This window comes from Pseudomonas sp. JL27(2026), assembly GCF_056933555.1.
Genome location: NZ_CM167794.1, coordinates 2,259,823 through 2,275,756, shown reverse-complemented (window position 1 = coordinate 2,275,756; position 15,934 = coordinate 2,259,823). Strand labels below are relative to the sequence as shown.

The 15,934-nt window shown below is 56.5% G+C and carries 15 protein-coding genes; 7 read left to right on the top strand and 8 right to left on the bottom strand.

What is annotated here, in order from left to right:
• The gene (locus AC1Z1G_RS10480) at window positions 1–690 is read left to right on the top strand and encodes an endonuclease (protein WP_483626859.1); all 690 of its coding nucleotides are present in this window, start codon (window positions 1–3) and stop codon (window positions 688–690) included.
• Between the two features lie 74 nt (window positions 691–764).
• On the opposite strand, the gene AC1Z1G_RS10475 is transcribed toward AC1Z1G_RS10480, so the two are convergent.
• Both AC1Z1G_RS10475 and AC1Z1G_RS10470 read right to left on the bottom strand, forming a co-directional pair.
• Window positions 765–1,676, bottom strand: coding sequence for a siderophore-interacting protein (locus AC1Z1G_RS10475; protein WP_483626858.1), 912 nt, complete (start codon window positions 1,674–1,676; stop codon window positions 765–767).
• A 110-nt stretch (window positions 1,677–1,786) separates the two neighbouring features.
• Window positions 1,787–2,155, bottom strand: coding sequence for an SPOR domain-containing protein (locus AC1Z1G_RS10470; RefSeq protein ID WP_483626857.1), 369 nt, complete (start codon window positions 2,153–2,155; stop codon window positions 1,787–1,789).
• Between the two features lie 249 nt (window positions 2,156–2,404).
• Between AC1Z1G_RS10470 and csrA the strand changes: the two genes are divergently transcribed.
• Entirely contained in the window at window positions 2,405–2,599 is a 195-nt protein-coding gene (gene csrA, locus AC1Z1G_RS10465; RefSeq protein ID WP_483626856.1) for a carbon storage regulator CsrA, read from the top strand.
• Window positions 2,600–2,814: 215 nt separating this feature from the next.
• Here the strand turns inward: csrA and AC1Z1G_RS10460 are convergent, their stop codons facing one another.
• Window positions 2,815–3,270: a DUF2214 family protein gene (locus AC1Z1G_RS10460; protein WP_483626855.1), complete on the bottom strand. Its 456-nt coding sequence runs from the start codon at window positions 3,268–3,270 to the stop codon at window positions 2,815–2,817.
• Between the two features lie 174 nt (window positions 3,271–3,444).
• On the opposite strand from AC1Z1G_RS10460, the gene AC1Z1G_RS10455 reads away from it, so the two are divergent.
• Both AC1Z1G_RS10455 and AC1Z1G_RS10450 read left to right on the top strand, forming a co-directional pair.
• Complete coding sequence (locus tag AC1Z1G_RS10455) at window positions 3,445–4,158, top strand: alpha/beta fold hydrolase (protein ID WP_483626854.1); 714 nt, start codon at window positions 3,445–3,447, stop codon at window positions 4,156–4,158.
• A gap of 48 nt (window positions 4,159–4,206) precedes the next feature.
• Window positions 4,207–4,599: a VOC family protein gene (locus tag AC1Z1G_RS10450; protein ID WP_483626853.1), complete on the top strand. Its 393-nt coding sequence runs from the start codon at window positions 4,207–4,209 to the stop codon at window positions 4,597–4,599.
• A 240-nt stretch (window positions 4,600–4,839) separates the two neighbouring features.
• Here the strand turns inward: AC1Z1G_RS10450 and AC1Z1G_RS10445 are convergent, their stop codons facing one another.
• Window positions 4,840–5,571 (bottom strand): hypothetical protein, encoded by a 732-nt coding sequence (locus AC1Z1G_RS10445; protein ID WP_483626852.1) that lies wholly within the window; start codon window positions 5,569–5,571, stop codon window positions 4,840–4,842.
• A 472-nt stretch (window positions 5,572–6,043) separates the two neighbouring features.
• Between AC1Z1G_RS10445 and AC1Z1G_RS10440 the strand changes: the two genes are divergently transcribed.
• From AC1Z1G_RS10440 to AC1Z1G_RS10430, 3 genes are all read left to right on the top strand, one after another.
• Entirely contained in the window at window positions 6,044–6,796 is a 753-nt protein-coding gene (locus AC1Z1G_RS10440) for a carbonic anhydrase (protein ID WP_483626851.1), read from the top strand.
• A 316-nt stretch (window positions 6,797–7,112) separates the two neighbouring features.
• Entirely contained in the window at window positions 7,113–7,715 is a 603-nt protein-coding gene (locus AC1Z1G_RS10435; RefSeq protein ID WP_483626850.1) for a hypothetical protein, read from the top strand.
• Between the two features lie 1,111 nt (window positions 7,716–8,826).
• Window positions 8,827–9,501, top strand: coding sequence for a DUF3313 domain-containing protein (locus AC1Z1G_RS10430; protein WP_483626849.1), 675 nt, complete (start codon window positions 8,827–8,829; stop codon window positions 9,499–9,501).
• 171 nt (window positions 9,502–9,672) lie between these two features.
• Here the strand turns inward: AC1Z1G_RS10430 and AC1Z1G_RS10425 are convergent, their stop codons facing one another.
• From AC1Z1G_RS10425 to AC1Z1G_RS10410, 4 genes are read right to left on the bottom strand one after another with little or no spacing between them, the layout of a single operon-like run.
• The gene (locus AC1Z1G_RS10425) at window positions 9,673–10,029 is read right to left on the bottom strand and encodes a copper-binding protein (RefSeq protein ID WP_483626848.1); all 357 of its coding nucleotides are present in this window, start codon (window positions 10,027–10,029) and stop codon (window positions 9,673–9,675) included.
• Window positions 10,026–13,184, bottom strand: a complete 3,159-nt coding sequence (locus AC1Z1G_RS10420; protein WP_483626847.1) for an efflux RND transporter permease subunit — start codon at window positions 13,182–13,184, stop codon at window positions 10,026–10,028. Before AC1Z1G_RS10420 ends, AC1Z1G_RS10425 begins: the two co-directional genes overlap by 4 nt.
• A complete protein-coding gene (locus AC1Z1G_RS10415; RefSeq protein WP_483626846.1) occupies window positions 13,181–14,665 on the bottom strand; it encodes an efflux RND transporter periplasmic adaptor subunit in 1,485 nt (494 codons plus the stop codon). Before AC1Z1G_RS10415 ends, AC1Z1G_RS10420 begins: the two co-directional genes overlap by 4 nt.
• A complete protein-coding gene (locus tag AC1Z1G_RS10410; protein WP_483626845.1) occupies window positions 14,662–15,918 on the bottom strand; it encodes a TolC family protein in 1,257 nt (418 codons plus the stop codon). Before AC1Z1G_RS10410 ends, AC1Z1G_RS10415 begins: the two co-directional genes overlap by 4 nt.
• Window positions 15,919–15,934 lie beyond the last annotated feature (16 nt).

Genomic DNA, 15,934 nt, shown 5'->3' with positions numbered 1-15,934 from the left:
ATGAGTGTTCGCTGTTTAGCTTTGTTGTTGCTCTTCGTTGCAGTCACCGCCCAGGCCGACCCACCCCGCACCTTCAACGAAGCCAAGAAGGTTGCCTGGAAACTGTACGCTCCACAGTCCACCGAGTTCTATTGTGGTTGCAAGTACACCGGCAATCGCGTGAACCTGGCCGCTTGCGGTTACGTCCCGCGTAAAAACGCCAAGCGTGCTGCGCGCATCGAATGGGAGCACATCGTGCCTGCCTGGCAGATCGGCCACCAACGCCAGTGCTGGCAAGAGGGCGGGCGCCAGAATTGCACACGTCACGACCCCACCTACCAGCGCGCCGAAGCTGACCTGCACAACCTGGTGCCGAGCATCGGCGAAGTAAATGGCGACCGCAGCAACTTCAGCTTCGGCTGGCTCCCGGTACAGACAGGCCAATATGGTTCGTGCCTGACCCAGGTCGACTTCAAGGCAAAGAAGGTCATGCCCCGCCCCTCCATTCGGGGGATGATCGCGCGGACGTACTTCTACATGAGCAAACAATACGGCTTGCGCCTGTCCAAACAGGACCGGCAGCTCTACGAAGCCTGGAACAAAACGTACCCGGTGCAGGACTGGGAACGCCAGCGCAATCAAAGCGTAGCGTGCGTGATGGGGCGCGGCAATGAGTTCGTCGGCCCGGTGAACATGAAGTCGTGCAGCTAACCACATAGCCCTCACTCAAAGGCCTCGGATGCAACCCCGAGGCTTTTGTTTATGAAGGGTCGGCAACGCGCCCGCTAACTGCCGACCTTGTTGTAACGCCAATACCCCATCAAATTGAGCATCTCGCGAGGGATGCGGCACTCCTTGATCAGGTACTTGCGCACGTCCATCACCGCCGCTGTCTCCCCGGCTATCCAGCCATAAAAACCGTTACCGTTCGGCCTTGGCGTTTCCCAGAGCAGTTCTTCGTCAATATTGACCTCAGCCAGCGCCGCTTGCGCCGCAGCATCCACAGAGAACGCCGACAAATCGAGCGCTCGCAACGCTGCCGCCATCAAGGTTACCGCCTGCGCGCCCGGCGCCTGATCACGAATCAGCCATTGCAATGACAAGCCCTGCCAGATCGGTGTCGGCAACTTGTCGTCAGCACTTTCGATCTCAAAAAGGACTTGAGCCCTGGGCGGCTCGGCCAACGCCGCCAGTTCGTCAAGAATGCCCAGGGCGGCCGGCAAAGCTGTCGGATCAGCCATCAGCAACAAATGCTTGAGGGCGCGTGGCGGCTTCCATTCGAAACCGCCGGTTTCCACCGCCGTGAATTGTCGGTCAGGCGCAACCATCTGGATGCCGGCACCTGGCTCGGCATGAATCGCCCAACGCGAGGCGGGCCCCGTTTCGCCGTGCAGAACGAAATCGATGTCCACCTCGCAGCGCTCGGTGCGCAGATGACGAATGGTGTAAGTGCGCATCGCCGGACGCTGGGCGACGGGAATCGAACGATAGTCAGCATGCCAGTTGTCATTACGCGGAAGATTCGCTGGCGTACCGTCGGCTGCCGGGAAAAACAGCTTCACTCGCTGATCCGGCGCCCAGGTGGCCATATCCGCGACCATTGGGCCTGCCAGGGTGACACGCATCAGATGAGGGCTCAGCACTTGCTTTCGTTGCAAAACAGCATCGAACACGGTGTAAGGCGCGGCGCGGGCCATGGGGAAATCCTTTCGCAGGTAGATTGTCACTCCTTATGAAACGGATAACGACTCACACCATTTAAGGCCTGCACCGCCCCCTCGCGCCTGCCCCCATCATTGCAGAGCGTTTAGCGAACCGCAGCGTGTTCGATAACCTGCGACTCGATGTTTTGCTTCTTCGCCTTGGTCAGCGCTTCGGTCAACTGGACTTGCCTGGCTTCTGCCTCGGCTTTCGAGTTGAATGGCCCGAGCAATATCCGGTCCTTGCCATCCTGCTTGACGACATAAGCAATGAAACTGTGCTCGATCAACCAGCCTGCGAGATCGCTGACAGCCTGCACCGTGCCCCCTTGAACAAGGACATCCCATTGCGGCGCCACGGCAACCGGTGCCGAGGCTGTTGCAGCCGGAGCCTGGACCTTCGGCGCGTCAGGACTCTTCGCCTCACCGCAGCCAGCCAGTGCCAATACTGCAATTACCGTTGCCACTTTGCGCACAGATTTGCCCTCTGAATGTCAAAAGCCGCGATTTTACCACCCGCGCCCCCTTCATGACGCCAGCAAAACAGGCTTAAAACAACGAGATTGAAAGTTCCCGGCTCTGTATAGTTACACCTTGGGAATTTATACCGCGCCAGCGCGTCAGAAAGAGACCCCTACCGTCGCACTTCACACTAATCTATACGTACTATCGACATCTGCATTGTCTGAAATCAGGTGCCCTACGAAGAATTCAAGGAGAAGCTCATGCTGATACTCACCCGCAAAGTCGGTGAAAGCATAAACATCGGTGATGACATTACGATCACCATTCTGGGCGTTAGCGGCCAACAAGTCAGAATTGGCATCAATGCCCCGAAAGACGTTGCGGTGCACCGCGAAGAGATCTACCAACGCATCCAGGCAGGCCTGGCCGCGCCAGACAAGAACGACACGCCCTGAGCGACACCCGTAATCAGTAGCCAGCCTTTTCCCTTACAGTCATGGCTGGCTAAAGATCGCTTCTTGGCGCCTCTGGAAACCGAGTGCAGACGCAAGACTGCAACGTATGTAAAGCTTTGATCACCATGGAAGGTGAAGCCGATACTAACGGCAATCCACTCGCCAACGCTGTCAGACGCTTCGTTTTAACCTCAACGAAACCTCCCCCGAACGGGCTAGCCGAATATCACCCCGCGCGCCATGCCTGTAGCCGCCACCACCATCAAGGCCATCAGTAACGCTTCAACATGGCTGATCATGGCAAATGCACCTGCACGCCCGCTGTCAATCAACGTGCCACGACTCAAGGCAGTCCGCCATTTGATCAAGGCAACCATCGGTGCGATCTCAAGCAGCAGTATGATGACGAACAGTGTCATTTTGAGATGGAACAATGGCTGATGCAGGTAGTAGTCCGCTCCCTTCTCGTACCCACCAAAAACGCGAACGCCTCCGCTAATCAACAGAATCGCAGCTGAAATCCCCCAGCAGTTATCCGCCAACAGCACACGGGACACCTCGGATGTATTCGCGGCCACTCGGCGCAGGGCCGCCCCACGGGCAAGTACTGCCCAAAACGCCATCGCAAAGGCCAAGAGGTGGACGGCCGCCAGCATCCAACGAACCAGCATAAAGTGGCTCTCCATTCATCAGAGAATAATCAGGAGTTCGTCAGTAGTAGCCCAGATTTTCGCTTTTTGCTCACATGAGACCCCATCAGCAACGCGGGAAAATGTTCCTGCAAAGCAGGTTACGAAGTCAGGCGAACATCGGCGAGAATGCCCACATCAGGGAAAGGCGGCAGCATGACGAATCAATCCAGCACACTCACACTCGTTTTACTTCCAGGGATGGATGGAACAGGCAGACTGTTCCTGCCATTCACCGCAGCCATCGGGAAAGAGTTCGACACCCTTGTCCTTGATTACCCACCCGACCAACCCCTGAGCTACGCGGCGCTTGAAACACTCGTGCGCAAAGCGCTGCCCACTGACCGCCCCTACATCGTGCTGGGGGAATCTTTCTCCGGGCCGATTGCCGTTTCCCTGGCCGCATCACAACCCCCTCAGCTCATGGGACTGGTGCTATGCAGCACGTTTGTCAGAAACCCTCATCCGATGTTTCGCAAGATGGGGTTACTGGTGAACGCACTACCGCTCGGCCAAGCCCCGATCCGCTGGATCAGCCGATTGCTGCTGGGACGATTCTCCACCATCGCATTGCGTGCCGCCTTGAGTCAGGCGATCTCTGGAGTGACGCCGGCAGTGATGCGTACACGATTGCGCTCGGTGCTGGCAGTGGATGTCTCCACGAAGCTGACGCAGGTCCGCGTGCCGGTCCTGTACTTGCGCGCGACCCGTGATTGGGTCGTCCCTGCAACCGCCTCAGCGTTAGTCTTACAACTAAAACCGAACGTTCAGATAGTCGATGTAGAAGCGCCCCACTGCTTGCTCCAGGCCAAACCCGACACGGCCGCCCGGCACATCAGAGTTTTCGCAAGGACCCTGAAAGACACCTGAAGGGTTCGTGATAAGGTTCTGCCCTTTCTATGGCAAGGATGGCTACTCATGAAATTTGGCTACACCATTATCTACGTGCCAGACGTCACTGCCTCTGTGCAGTTCTTTGAAGACGCTTTCGGCCTGCGCCGCCGCTTCGTGCATGAGTCTGGTACCTACGGCGAACTCGAAACCGGTGAGACCACCCTTTCCTTTGCCGCCCACGAACTGGCCGAGATGAACTTCAGTGCGGGTCATGTCGCCGCTCATACCTCACCGCAGCCGCTGGGCATGGAGATCGGCCTTGTCACCGAGGACGTGCAGGCAGCACACGCAAAGGCGCTTGCCTGTGGCGCATCGCAACTGTTACCGCCCACCTCTAAACCCTGGGGGCAGACCGTGTCATACGTGCGTTGCCCTGACGGAACACTGGTTGAGCTGTGCAGCCCGGTTCATCCCTGAAGAGACGCAACCACAGATTGCCTCAACAACTCAGCACTTCAAGGGGCAAAAGCCCGAATGATAGAAATTACAACCCCGGGCTTTCAAGTTTAAAACATGCAGCCAGATAGGTTTCAATAACGCAAACTTTCATAGTTTCCGAGAGCCAAACAACCGCGATCCGGCCCTATCTGGTTAATATCCACCACATAAAAAAGGCCCCGAGCAACGGGACCCTTTTGTATTGCTCAACTCAGAAAATCACAACTTTTGCAAAGCAATAGTTGCACCCTGAGAGTTTTGCTGGCTGTCGGCATCCATCCAGACATACTGCGTGCCATCACCCTGGAAAGGGTTAGTGACGCCCTTATCACCGGTGTACACGATGTTGACAACATTTGGCAATTTCGTACTGGTCGAAATTGGAACCACCTGACCTGGAAGTAAGCCATGTGTAGTCTGCTTCACCACAAACACTGTTACTTGACTTTCACGGAACTGACATGAAATGAACTGTGTAATTTTACTGTCGATGGTCAAGTTCATCCACTGCGACGGCGGTACTGCATAATAACGGCTGTATTTGCTAAATGGTCGCTGATCTCCGTCAGCGGGCAGCGGCTGATTACTTAGCCCCGACGTATCAGTCGGCATACTGACACTACCCAACCAGGCTTCGACCTGCGCAATACCAGTACCCACCTCCAGCGAAATCGAAACGGTCTGCGTGTCATCACCAGAAACAAAACCCACCGATGCCAGGCCAGCATTGGCAGTGGTACCAGGAACAACGATTTTGCCAGGAGCGCTACTATTGCTCCAGTTCACATTCACAGTGGCATTGTTGTCAGCGCCCGCTGAGTTGTAGATAAAGATCCCATAGAGCTGACCCGGACGAAGGGCTGTACAGGTCGCTGTATCACCCGCTTTCAAGGTAATACGTTGTCCACCGTTCCAGTTTGTCTGGGCTGCTGCGATAGAGATGCTTTCCATGAGAGGGTTCCTTTCCTTGGTTTAAATAAAAAGGGGGTGTCGCGTAGCGACTCCTCAACTACCACTGCGCGTGCATAGCATGTTAGCTGCCATTAAATTTTCAACTCTGAAGATTTTAGATTCTTTAGAAATAACGTAACCTTGCGTTACTTCCTCTATATGTTTCATTATTGAAACACCTCGCACCACGCCCTTAAAACACCATTGAATCTTCACGAGAAGATAAATGCACAGCCACCGCCGCCCTATCAAATTAACAATCTGCACTGCAATTCAGCCACTGAAACTGAACTGACAACAAAGGCTATAAAAAAATCTTTCACTAAAGCTAAATTCGACAAAACCATGTAGTACGAAACACAAAGTCACACACCATCTAGACTCCAGTATTGAAACACTGTCCCCCACCCCCGAAGCTCCCGGTGCTCAATGAGCGAGTCACTCCCATCAATAAGTCTGAGTACACAAGACTATGTGCCAATCATGCGATTCAAGCTCTACGCCGAACGAAAATGATCGTCGCCGGTTTCTAAAGCTCGCCGGCCTGGGAGCCGGCGCCCTGCTACTGGCCAGTGCGCTGCCCGACAAAATTGTCCAGGCCGCAGAGAAAGCGGCCCTTCCCCCAAAACCGCAAAACTCAATCAGTCCGGACATGGCCCTTAAAAGGCTGACCGAAGGCAATGAACGGTACTTCACAGGCACGTCCAAAACACATGATTTCAAAGCCGAACGAGAAGCCCTGGTGTCCGGCCAGAATCCGTTCGTAGCAGTTTTGGGCTGCTCGGACTCTCGCATCGCTCCCGAGTACGCTTTTGATACGGCACGAGGCGACCTGTTTGCCATACGCGTCGCAGGTAACTTCGTCACGGATGAAGGCCTGGCGAGCCTTGAATACGCCGTGGCAGTGCTCGGTGCGCCCCTGATTCTTGTGCTGGGGCATGAGAGCTGTGGCGCTATCTCGGCAGGTATCAAAGCAACCAAGGAGCATGTCGTTTTCCCTGGCCACATCCCCAAACTGACTGACGCACTAAAACCCTCTATCGAGAAGGTTCTCAATGAACCTGGAAGCCTCATCGAAAACGCGACGGCGCAGAACGTTAAAGACTCGGTCAACCGCCTCAAGAACGCTTCACCCTTACTGACCGATGCACTTGCCAAAGGCACGCTGAAAGTGGTCGGCGGCATCTATCGCCTTGCGAGCGGCAAAGTCGACCTGATCGCCTGAATCGCAAGATGCAGCGGCCTGATGAAACGGACACTCACTTAAGCGAGAATACTCGCCGGACCGAGGGGTTAAACGACCCATCCATGTAGTTTCTTTGCGCCGAACTAACACGAGGCCCCAGGCCTCGTGTTGCAACCCCCGACTACAAGCACATCGAGCCCGTCACGTGCTCAAGGCGATCAATTGCGGGTTGCGCCTGCGCGTTATCCGATGCGCCGGTAGACTGGCGCCCACTCAGGCCGAAACAACAACTAACACCCACCCTGGATCAGTTGCCCCTCCCGACATAATCAGACCTTACTCAGGCGCGAAGAACATGCTCAACGTCAACACCACCATGACGGCTTTCATAGCGTTACTGGCCTTTTCAGGCCAAAGCTTGGGAGCAGGCTTACAGCCACCCAACGTCAATGTACTGGCATGGCCACGCATGTCCTCAAGTGAGTTTGGTTGCTACATGGAGCAGACGCTTGGGCATCAGGACAAGCGCTTCAACTGCTCTTTGAAAAACTACGAAAACCAAGGCGACCCGTGCATAAACACCGACGCCTACTATGAAGGCCCAATACTCCCCGCAGGCCTGGCATCCCGGATTCATCCGCTCGCCAGGGAGATAGAGCTCAGCTGGGAGCATGGAGAACTGCAACAGGTCACGGTTACACTTGAGGGAACATTGAGTGAGGCCGAGGTCCGCAATGCGTTTGAATTACCTCTCGCGACTGCCGACCTACCGTCCGAAACAGCCCCGCGGCACCTGCCGGAAAATGTCATGGCCGCCCAAGTCGAGTATCCACTGGGGCCTACTGACAGCTCACCGGACAAGCACCCTGACAATCCTTCCCGAGGGCTTACCTCGGTCGTGCTGACCGGCTTCGACCATATGGGCGCAGGCGACGCCGACTGCGACGCCGAGCAGTGATTTCCTGATTGAGTAGCTCCAACGCATGCTCCAGAAACCGCTGCGACGGCTGCCCTCCTGATACTTTCAAACCGGGTCGAACGGCACGGATCGCGCTGACATTGCCGACAACGTACACGACGCCCCGCAAACGTTGGGCTGGCCTTGACAGCCGTGATGATCGTGAGGCCCCCGGCAGCGCTATCTTCCATCGATGCCGATGCTCTGGGCTCGAAAGGATCAACCTGCACAAGAGAAAGGGGGATCAATGAGCCCATTGCGCTTGTGCGCGAGCAGTTGGCCAAAGTCGCAGCTACGTATCCCTGTATCGGCAATCAGACTCATTGATCATTGCCCAGCTCAATGTTGGGCGTTTTCCATTTAAGCAAATGGAGATGCATTGGCATGCACGCAGCAGCCATGCACTAGTTTTTTTATCAAAACAACTTCTTCGCGTCTAATAACCTTTTTCTCCGGCCTTATAGGTCCGGGAAATAACCCTCCCCCTTCAAAGTCAGCTGCTATAGCAAAAAGCGCATGGGCCTATGAAAACGCATGTCATCACGCCCTCAAGACCTGTGGATCCCACTTCAGTTTGGCGCTTGAGTCATTGACTCCAGGTGCGCTTGCGCCAACGCTAAATCGCCCACCATTAACGCCTCAAGCCCCCCCGCTACGACTCGTCGCCCTGGGCCACCGCAGATAAGCCGCATTGACGTGCCCACCAAGCCAGAAACGCTTCAGGCCATAGATTTCAATTGAGTAACATTTCTACTCTATAGAAATAAGCCGGACATCTTCCAGCAAAGGGCACAGGGCACTCTATGCAGGCCCTCTCATAAGGAAACTAGTGTCCAGGTGTTCACCCCGCGCCTTATTACTGCCGTCGGCTCGATGCGGCTCTGCCGCGCGCAGTCTGTGTTTAATCGACAGCTCTAATGACCACTTCTAATCGCCCCCTACCCGATCAAGAAGGACGGCAGCGGACCCAGACCGGTCAGTAACAACAGACAGAAAACGGCCATATCCAGGCAGTTCGATAACGCCTGGGCTCAAGCCGTGACCGGCAATATGACCTGGCGCTTCTGACGCCCTGTCACCGAAAAAATGACCTTACCCATGGAGTAAAGATATGAGCCTGACCAGGAAATTGCTTGTCGGTGCGGCCTTGACCAGCCTGCTGCTCAGCGGTTGCACCTCAAGAGTCACGGAGAAGGAACAGTACTCAGGGTTTCTTCCCAACTACAACAACCTGCAAGAGGTCACCACACCCAGCGGCGAAAAAACCATGCGCTGGGTGACACCGTCCTGGAACCCGAACGCCTATGACACGGTGGCCTTCAAGCGACTGGAACTGTACCCGACGCCGCAGCCCAACGAACGAGTCAACCGTCAGACCCTGGACCAGTTGCAAACCTACATGACGAACAATGCCAAGAGTGTACTGGGCCAAAAGTACCGCACGGTACCGAACCTGCAGTCGGCCCCCGCGGGTTCGCGAACCCTGGTCATACGCGCTGCGATTACTGGTGTCAGCGCGTCCAACGAAGGCATGAAATGGTATGAAGTAGTTCCGGTTGCGGCCGCAATAGGCGCGACTCAAGCGGCTACCGGCCACCGTGATCAAGAGACCGAGTTGTACATCGAGGCCGAAATGATCGACGCGAGTAACGGCCAGACCGTGGCCAAAGTGGTGCGCAAGGTCTTTGGTGAACAATTGAAAAATGCAAGCCAACAGGTTACCGCCAACGATTTCAAAGAAGCGATCAAAAAGCTGAACAGCGATATGCAGGCATTCATCAAATAGCAATGAAGTGTCAGCCGCTTCCGCGGCTGACCGCGCTTGTGATCTCAGCGCCATAAGAAAAGATGGGGTCGCCCAATCTAATGGCGCCAGCAACCCGGACGCGCGCCTACGTCGATGAAGCTGCGCCACGCAGGAGCAACAAATGGAGCAGAACCAGAGGCGACTCAGTTTCTATTCCAGTTTCTTAATGGAAACAATCGTAGCTTTCGTGCCTTCGACTTGAAACTCGAACGCTACCTGATCTCCGACGCTCAGCCCTGTTATCTGATCTGCTGTAGCAGAGAAAGCCATGGTCATTGCAGGCCACTGCACGGCCGGAACGGCACCGTGAGAGATGGTCACAGTGTGCTTGGTTGTATTGATAGCCTTAATGGCTCCCTTGGCTTGGACTACCAGAGCCTGCTTTGTTTCCTGCTTCATCTGCATGCCCTCCATACCGTCCATTTTCATCCCCGGCATCTCCTCTGCGCGAGCAGAAAGAGAAAACACAACGACGGTACTTACAATGGCAATCAGCGTCAGTTTCATACGAGTTTTCCTTGAGGATTGGTGGGGTCAACCGGGAGGTGCCGACGGCGCATCAAGCGATAAGCTGCCGGAATGACAAACAGGGAAAGCAAGGGTGCTGTGACCATGCCCCCGACCATCGGCGCGGCGATGCGGCTCATCACTTCACTGCCAGTGCCGCTACCCAACAAGATGGGCAGTAGACCGGCAATGATGACTGCCACTGTCATGGCCTTGGGTCGAACTCGCTGCACAGCGCCTTCACGAATCGCCGCAACCAGCCCACGCTCAGTACGGTCGCCGAGGTCTTCACGTTCGGCCCAGGCATTCTTCAGGTACAGCAGCATGATTACGCCAAACTCGGCGGATACGCCGGCCAGCGCGATAAAGCCGACACCGGTGGCCACTGACAGATTGAAGCCCAAGAGATACAGAAACCACACACCTCCTGTGAGGGCAAACGGTAGCGTGGCCATAATCAGAAAGGCCTCATCGAAGCGGGCGAAGGTCAGGTAAAGCAGCACGAAGATGATCAGCAAGGTGGCGGGGACCACCAACTTGAGCCGAGCGTTGGCCCGCTCGAGAAACTCAAACTGCCCTGAGTAGCTCAAGCTCATCCCTGGCTGCAATTTGACCTGCTCGCTGACAACCCGGCGCAGGTCAGCGACTACTGAGGCGATATCCCGCCCCCGTACATCGATGTACACCCAGCCTGAAGGCCGTGCGTTCTCACTCTTGAGCATTGGTGGGCCGTCACTAATCTTGACCTTCGCCACCGTGCCAAGGGTGATCTGGCTACCCAGCGGGGTGTAGATCGGCAACTGCTCCAAGGCGCTGATCGAGTCCCGCCACTCACGGGGGTAACGTACGTTGATTGGGAAGCGAGCCAGCCCTTCAATGGTCTCCCCGACGTTTTCACCGCCAATAGCACCGGCCACGATGGACTGCACGTCGGAGATATTCAGCCCGTAGCGAGCGGCAGCCTTGCGGTCGATGTCCACGTCGATGTAACGGCCACCAGTCAATCGTTCGGCTAGCGCTGAACTGACACCTGGCACCTCCTTGGCTGCACGCTCGACGGCCCGGGTGACGGCATCAATCTCCATCAGATTTTCACCAGCAACCTTCACTCCAATCGGGCTCTTGATACCTGTGGCCAGCATATCGATACGATTACGGATCGGCGGTATCCAGATGTTGGTCAACCCTGGGACACGCACCACTCGGTCCAACTCTTCCACGAGCTTTTCCTGAGTCATGCCTGGGCGCCATTGCTCGTGCGGTTTGAATTGAATGGTCGTTTCAAACATCTCCAGTGGTGCCGGATCCGTAGCGGTTTCAGCACGGCCCGCTTTACCGAAGACGTGCTCGACCTCTGGCACTGTCTTGATTAGCCGGTCAGTCTGTTGAAGCAGTTGCGCGGCCTTCTGCGCCGACAAGCCCGGCAGCGCTGATGGCATGTAGAGCAGATCCCCTTCGTCCAATGGAGGAAGAAACTCCCCTCCCAATCGAGAGATCGGCCACAACGCGCTGACGAAGACTAATAACGCGACCAGTAGCGTTACTTTAGGTCGACGCAATACCGTGTCCAGGGCTGGCTCGTAGATTCGGATCAACCAGCGGTTGAGGGGGTTCTGTTGCTCATTGGGGATCCGCCCCCGAATCCAGTACCCCATCAACACCGGCACCAGCGTCACCGACAGTCCGGCCGCCGCTGCCATGGCGTAGGTCTTGGTGAACGCTAGTGGACCGAACAGGCGTCCTTCCTGAGCTTCCAAAGTGAACACCGGAATAAACGACAAGGTGATGATCAACAGGCAGAAGAACAGTGCAGGCCCCACCTCGGCCGCCGCTTCGGTCATCACATGCCAGTGATGCTCGCCCTTTAGTTCTTCCCCTGGATGAGCCACATGCCAGGCTTCGACCTTCTTGTGAGCGTTCTCTATCATCACCACCGCGGCATCGACCATGGCGCCGATAGCGATGGCGATCCCGCCCAAGGACATGATGTTGGCGTTGATTCCTTGGTGACGCATCACGATGAAAGCAATCAGTATCCCAACCGGCAAGGAGATGATCGCCACCAGGGACGAGCGCAAGTGCCAGAGGAAGATCCCGCAGACCAACGCGACAACGATGAACTCTTCAATCAGCTTGTGGCTGAGGTTTTCTACAGCACGGTCGATCAGTTTGCTGCGATCGTAGGTCGTGACGAGTTCTACACCCGCCGGCAGACTGATTTTCAACTCTTCGAGCTTGGCTTTGACTGCCGCGATGGTCTGGCGAGCATTCTTGCCGCTGCGCAGAATCACCACTGCGCCGACGGTCTCGCCTTCACCATCGAGTTCGCTGATGCCGCGGCGCATTTCCGGACCGAGCTGGACCGTGGCGACGTCACCCAGGGTGACCGGCACGCCACCCACACCCAGCTTGAGGGGGATCGCCCGGAAGTCATTCAGGGTCTTCAGGTAGCCGGAGGCCCGTACGATGAACTCGGTCTCCGCCATCTCCAGCACGGCACCACCCGTTTCCTGATTGGCCTTGCCGATCGCCTCGGTCACCTCAGACTGAGTGATGCCCAAGCTGGCCAACCTCAACGGGTCGAGTTGGACCTGGTACTGCTTGACCATTCCACCCACAGTGGCCACTTCTGCAACATTCGGCAGAGTCTTGAGCTCGAACTTGAGAAACCAGTCCTGCAATGCCCGCAGTTGCGCAAGGTCATGCCCACCGCTGCGATCCACCAGCGCGTACTGGAAAATCCAGCCAACGCCCGTGGCGTCCGGCCCCAAGGCTGGCTTGGCACTGGCCGGCAGGCGGCTTTCTATCTGGCTCAGGTACTCCAGCACCCGAGAACGGGCCCAGTACAAGTCAGTCCCGTCTTCGAACAGTACATAAACAAAGCTGTCACCAAAGAAGGAGTAACCACGCACGGTCTTGGCTCCTGGCACCGAGAGCATGGTAGTCGCCAACGGATAGGTCACCTGATTTTCGACGATCTGCGGTGCTTGTCCTGGATAAGGTGTCCGGATAATCACCTGCACATCCGACAGATCCGGCAGCGCATCGATAGGCGTGCCTTGAACCGACCAGATCCCCCAGGCGGTAATGAACAGAGTCGCCAGCAGCACCAGAAAGCGGTTGGCCACCGACCAGCGAATCAGGGCAGCAATCATCGCTCGCTCCCCGAACGTTCCAGACGCTCAACGCGTAGACCATCATCGGTCTGGCTTACCGCGATCCGCACCTTGTCACCCGCCTTGAGGTCCTGCATCAACGTGGGATTGGCGAGCGGGAAAGTCATGGTCATGCCGGGCATACCCAGCGTCTTGAAGGGGCCATGGGTGAGCGTGACTTCTTTGCCGTTGATCTCGACAATTTGACCGTCCGCCTCATGCAAGGCGATGGCTTTTGCAGCAGGTGGAGACATTTCCAAGGAGCTTGCAATAATGCCCTTGAGACTGGCCTCCGAGTCGAGCAGGAACTGGCCAGAGGTCACCACCTGCTGCCCCTCTTCCAAGCCTTTCAGTATCGCCATCTTGCCGTCGTTGTCTTGCCCCAGTTGCACCTCTACCGGGCGGTAACGGCCAGCGTTTTCAGCAAGCATCACCAAGGCACGTCGACCGGTGCGAATGACGGCTTCGCTGGGCACCCACAGCACACTCTGTTCCGTCGCACGATTGAGGCTTACCTGGGCGGTCAATCCCGGCCTGAGACGACCATCCGGGTTGGGTAACTCGACGCGAACGCGAAGTGTGCGACTGTCCGGATTGGTTTCCGGAAGAATGGCACTGACGGCACCCTTGAGTACAACGCCTGGGAGCGCAGGCAAGCGCGCTTCCGCCGTTTGCCCCATAACGATAGATCCAGACTCTGACTCCGGGACGGCCACGGCCAGCCAGACACTGCTCAAACCATTGACTCGAGCCAGCGTTTCACCAGCAGCTACCGTCATCCCTTCGCGCACATTCAGCTCTTGCAGCACGCCACCAATAGGGCTGACAAGGGTCAGGTCCGGTTGGACTTTACCGGTTCGCTCTACCTGGGCAATTAACGAAGGCGGCATCCCGGTGAGCCGCAAACGTTGGCGGGCGGCTGCCAGCAAGACTGCATCGCCATTGCGCTTGAGCGCCAGGAACTCCTCTTGGGCCGCAGCCCATTCCGGCACCAGAATATCCGCTAATGCGGCGTTGGCTTTGAGCACATCGCCAGGAGCACGCGCATAAACCCGCTCGACAAAACCCGCAGTACGGGCCTGAATCACTGCGACGTCCCGCTCGTTGAAAGCCAGCACACCGACCACGTTCAGACTCGAGGCAAACACGCCTCGACTAACCGTCGCCAGCCGTACACCGAGATTCTGGGTCAGGCTCGGATCAATTCGGACGGCAGCGCTATCCCCTTTGGTATCGGCGTACCGGGGGACCAGTTGCATGTCCATGAAGGGCGACTTGCCCGGCTTATCGAATTTTTGTTGTGGGTACATGGGGTCATACCAGTACAACGCTTTGGGATCGGCTAAAGCTTTTGGAGCCTGTTGCGCCGCCCCCCCCTGCACTCCGCTCATTCCAGGTTGAGCCAGCCAGTAACCTCCGCCAACGCCCAAGGCAATTGAGACACCGACGAGCAAAACGCTTTTCCAGGTTTTTGAACTCATTGAGCAGACTCCCCATATGAGAAATACAGGCGAGCATTGGTAAGAGCACGTTGCTCTTCAACATCAATCTGCTTGAGTCGAGCTTCGATGAGCTCTCGTCTGGCGGTAACAACTGAATTCAAGTCACCCTTTCCGGCGCGGTAGCTGGCCGTGCTAAGTTCGACCTTTTCCTTAGCTAGCGGCAACAGGCTTTCCTGGGTTCGGTTTACGGCACGATTGAGACGTTCGTATTCGGCCAGCTCCTCCTCCAGTTGCTGGGTGTGCTCACGCACCATGGCTTCGCGCTCAGCCTCAAGCTGGTTGAGTTCAGCGTGCTTGGCGGCAATCCTGGGGTTTTGGCGAGAGCCAGGAAAAATCGGCAGGTCCCACGAGAACTGCACGCTGATCATGTCCCCGAACTGCTGGCCCCGATGCTGGTAGTCGAGCTCCCAACTCCAGTCCGATTGCTTTTGCGACTCGGCTTCACGGATCTTGGCTTGCGCTTCACGGGTCATTGGCGCAAACGCTGCCAATTCGGGGTGATGTTGCAGCTTGTGAGAGTAGCCAGTGGTTTCTATGGGCCATTCAGGTAAGCGGCCCTCAGGCTTGTCGTTGGCGGCCGGGCCAATCCAGCGCTTGAGGGCTGCCCGGGCCTGTGCTCGCTGACGAATCAGGTCGTCCTGCTGCTCCGCTATCTGAGCCGCTTCTTGTTTGGGTGTCACCGCATCCGCAGGTTGAGCGCGGCCGCCGGCAATCTGGGCCCGAACGGTATCAGCCAACAGGCGATTTTCTTTGTAGAAATCCTGAAACAATGCATCTTTGCGCTCAACGGAATAGCTGCTGATCCAGGCCAGCGCGGTGGACTGACGTACTTTCAGGCGTTCCACTTGACGCTCGGCGGCAGCTCGATCAACGGCTGCATTGGCGACCTCAATACGGGCTTTTCGCTTGTCACTGCTGGGCATCTCCTGCCTGACCCCAACCATTTGCATGGTCATGAAGTCATGATCGATGCTCCAGCGATCCGGTCCACCGATGGGGTAATTCTGCACACCCAACAACAACTTGGGATCGGGTAGCTCCCCCGCGGGGATGGCGGCACTGCTGGCAGCCTGAATTTTGGCGTCTTGTGCGGTCAGCGACGGCGCGTTGTGTTCGGCCAGCCGCAACGCTTCATCGAGTGTCAATGCGCCTGCGAAACTCGGCAATGCCAACACGATTGCCGCTAGGCCGGCCACGAGGGACCACCCTATGCAATAGCACTTGGAGTTCATGTTCACGATTCCTGTG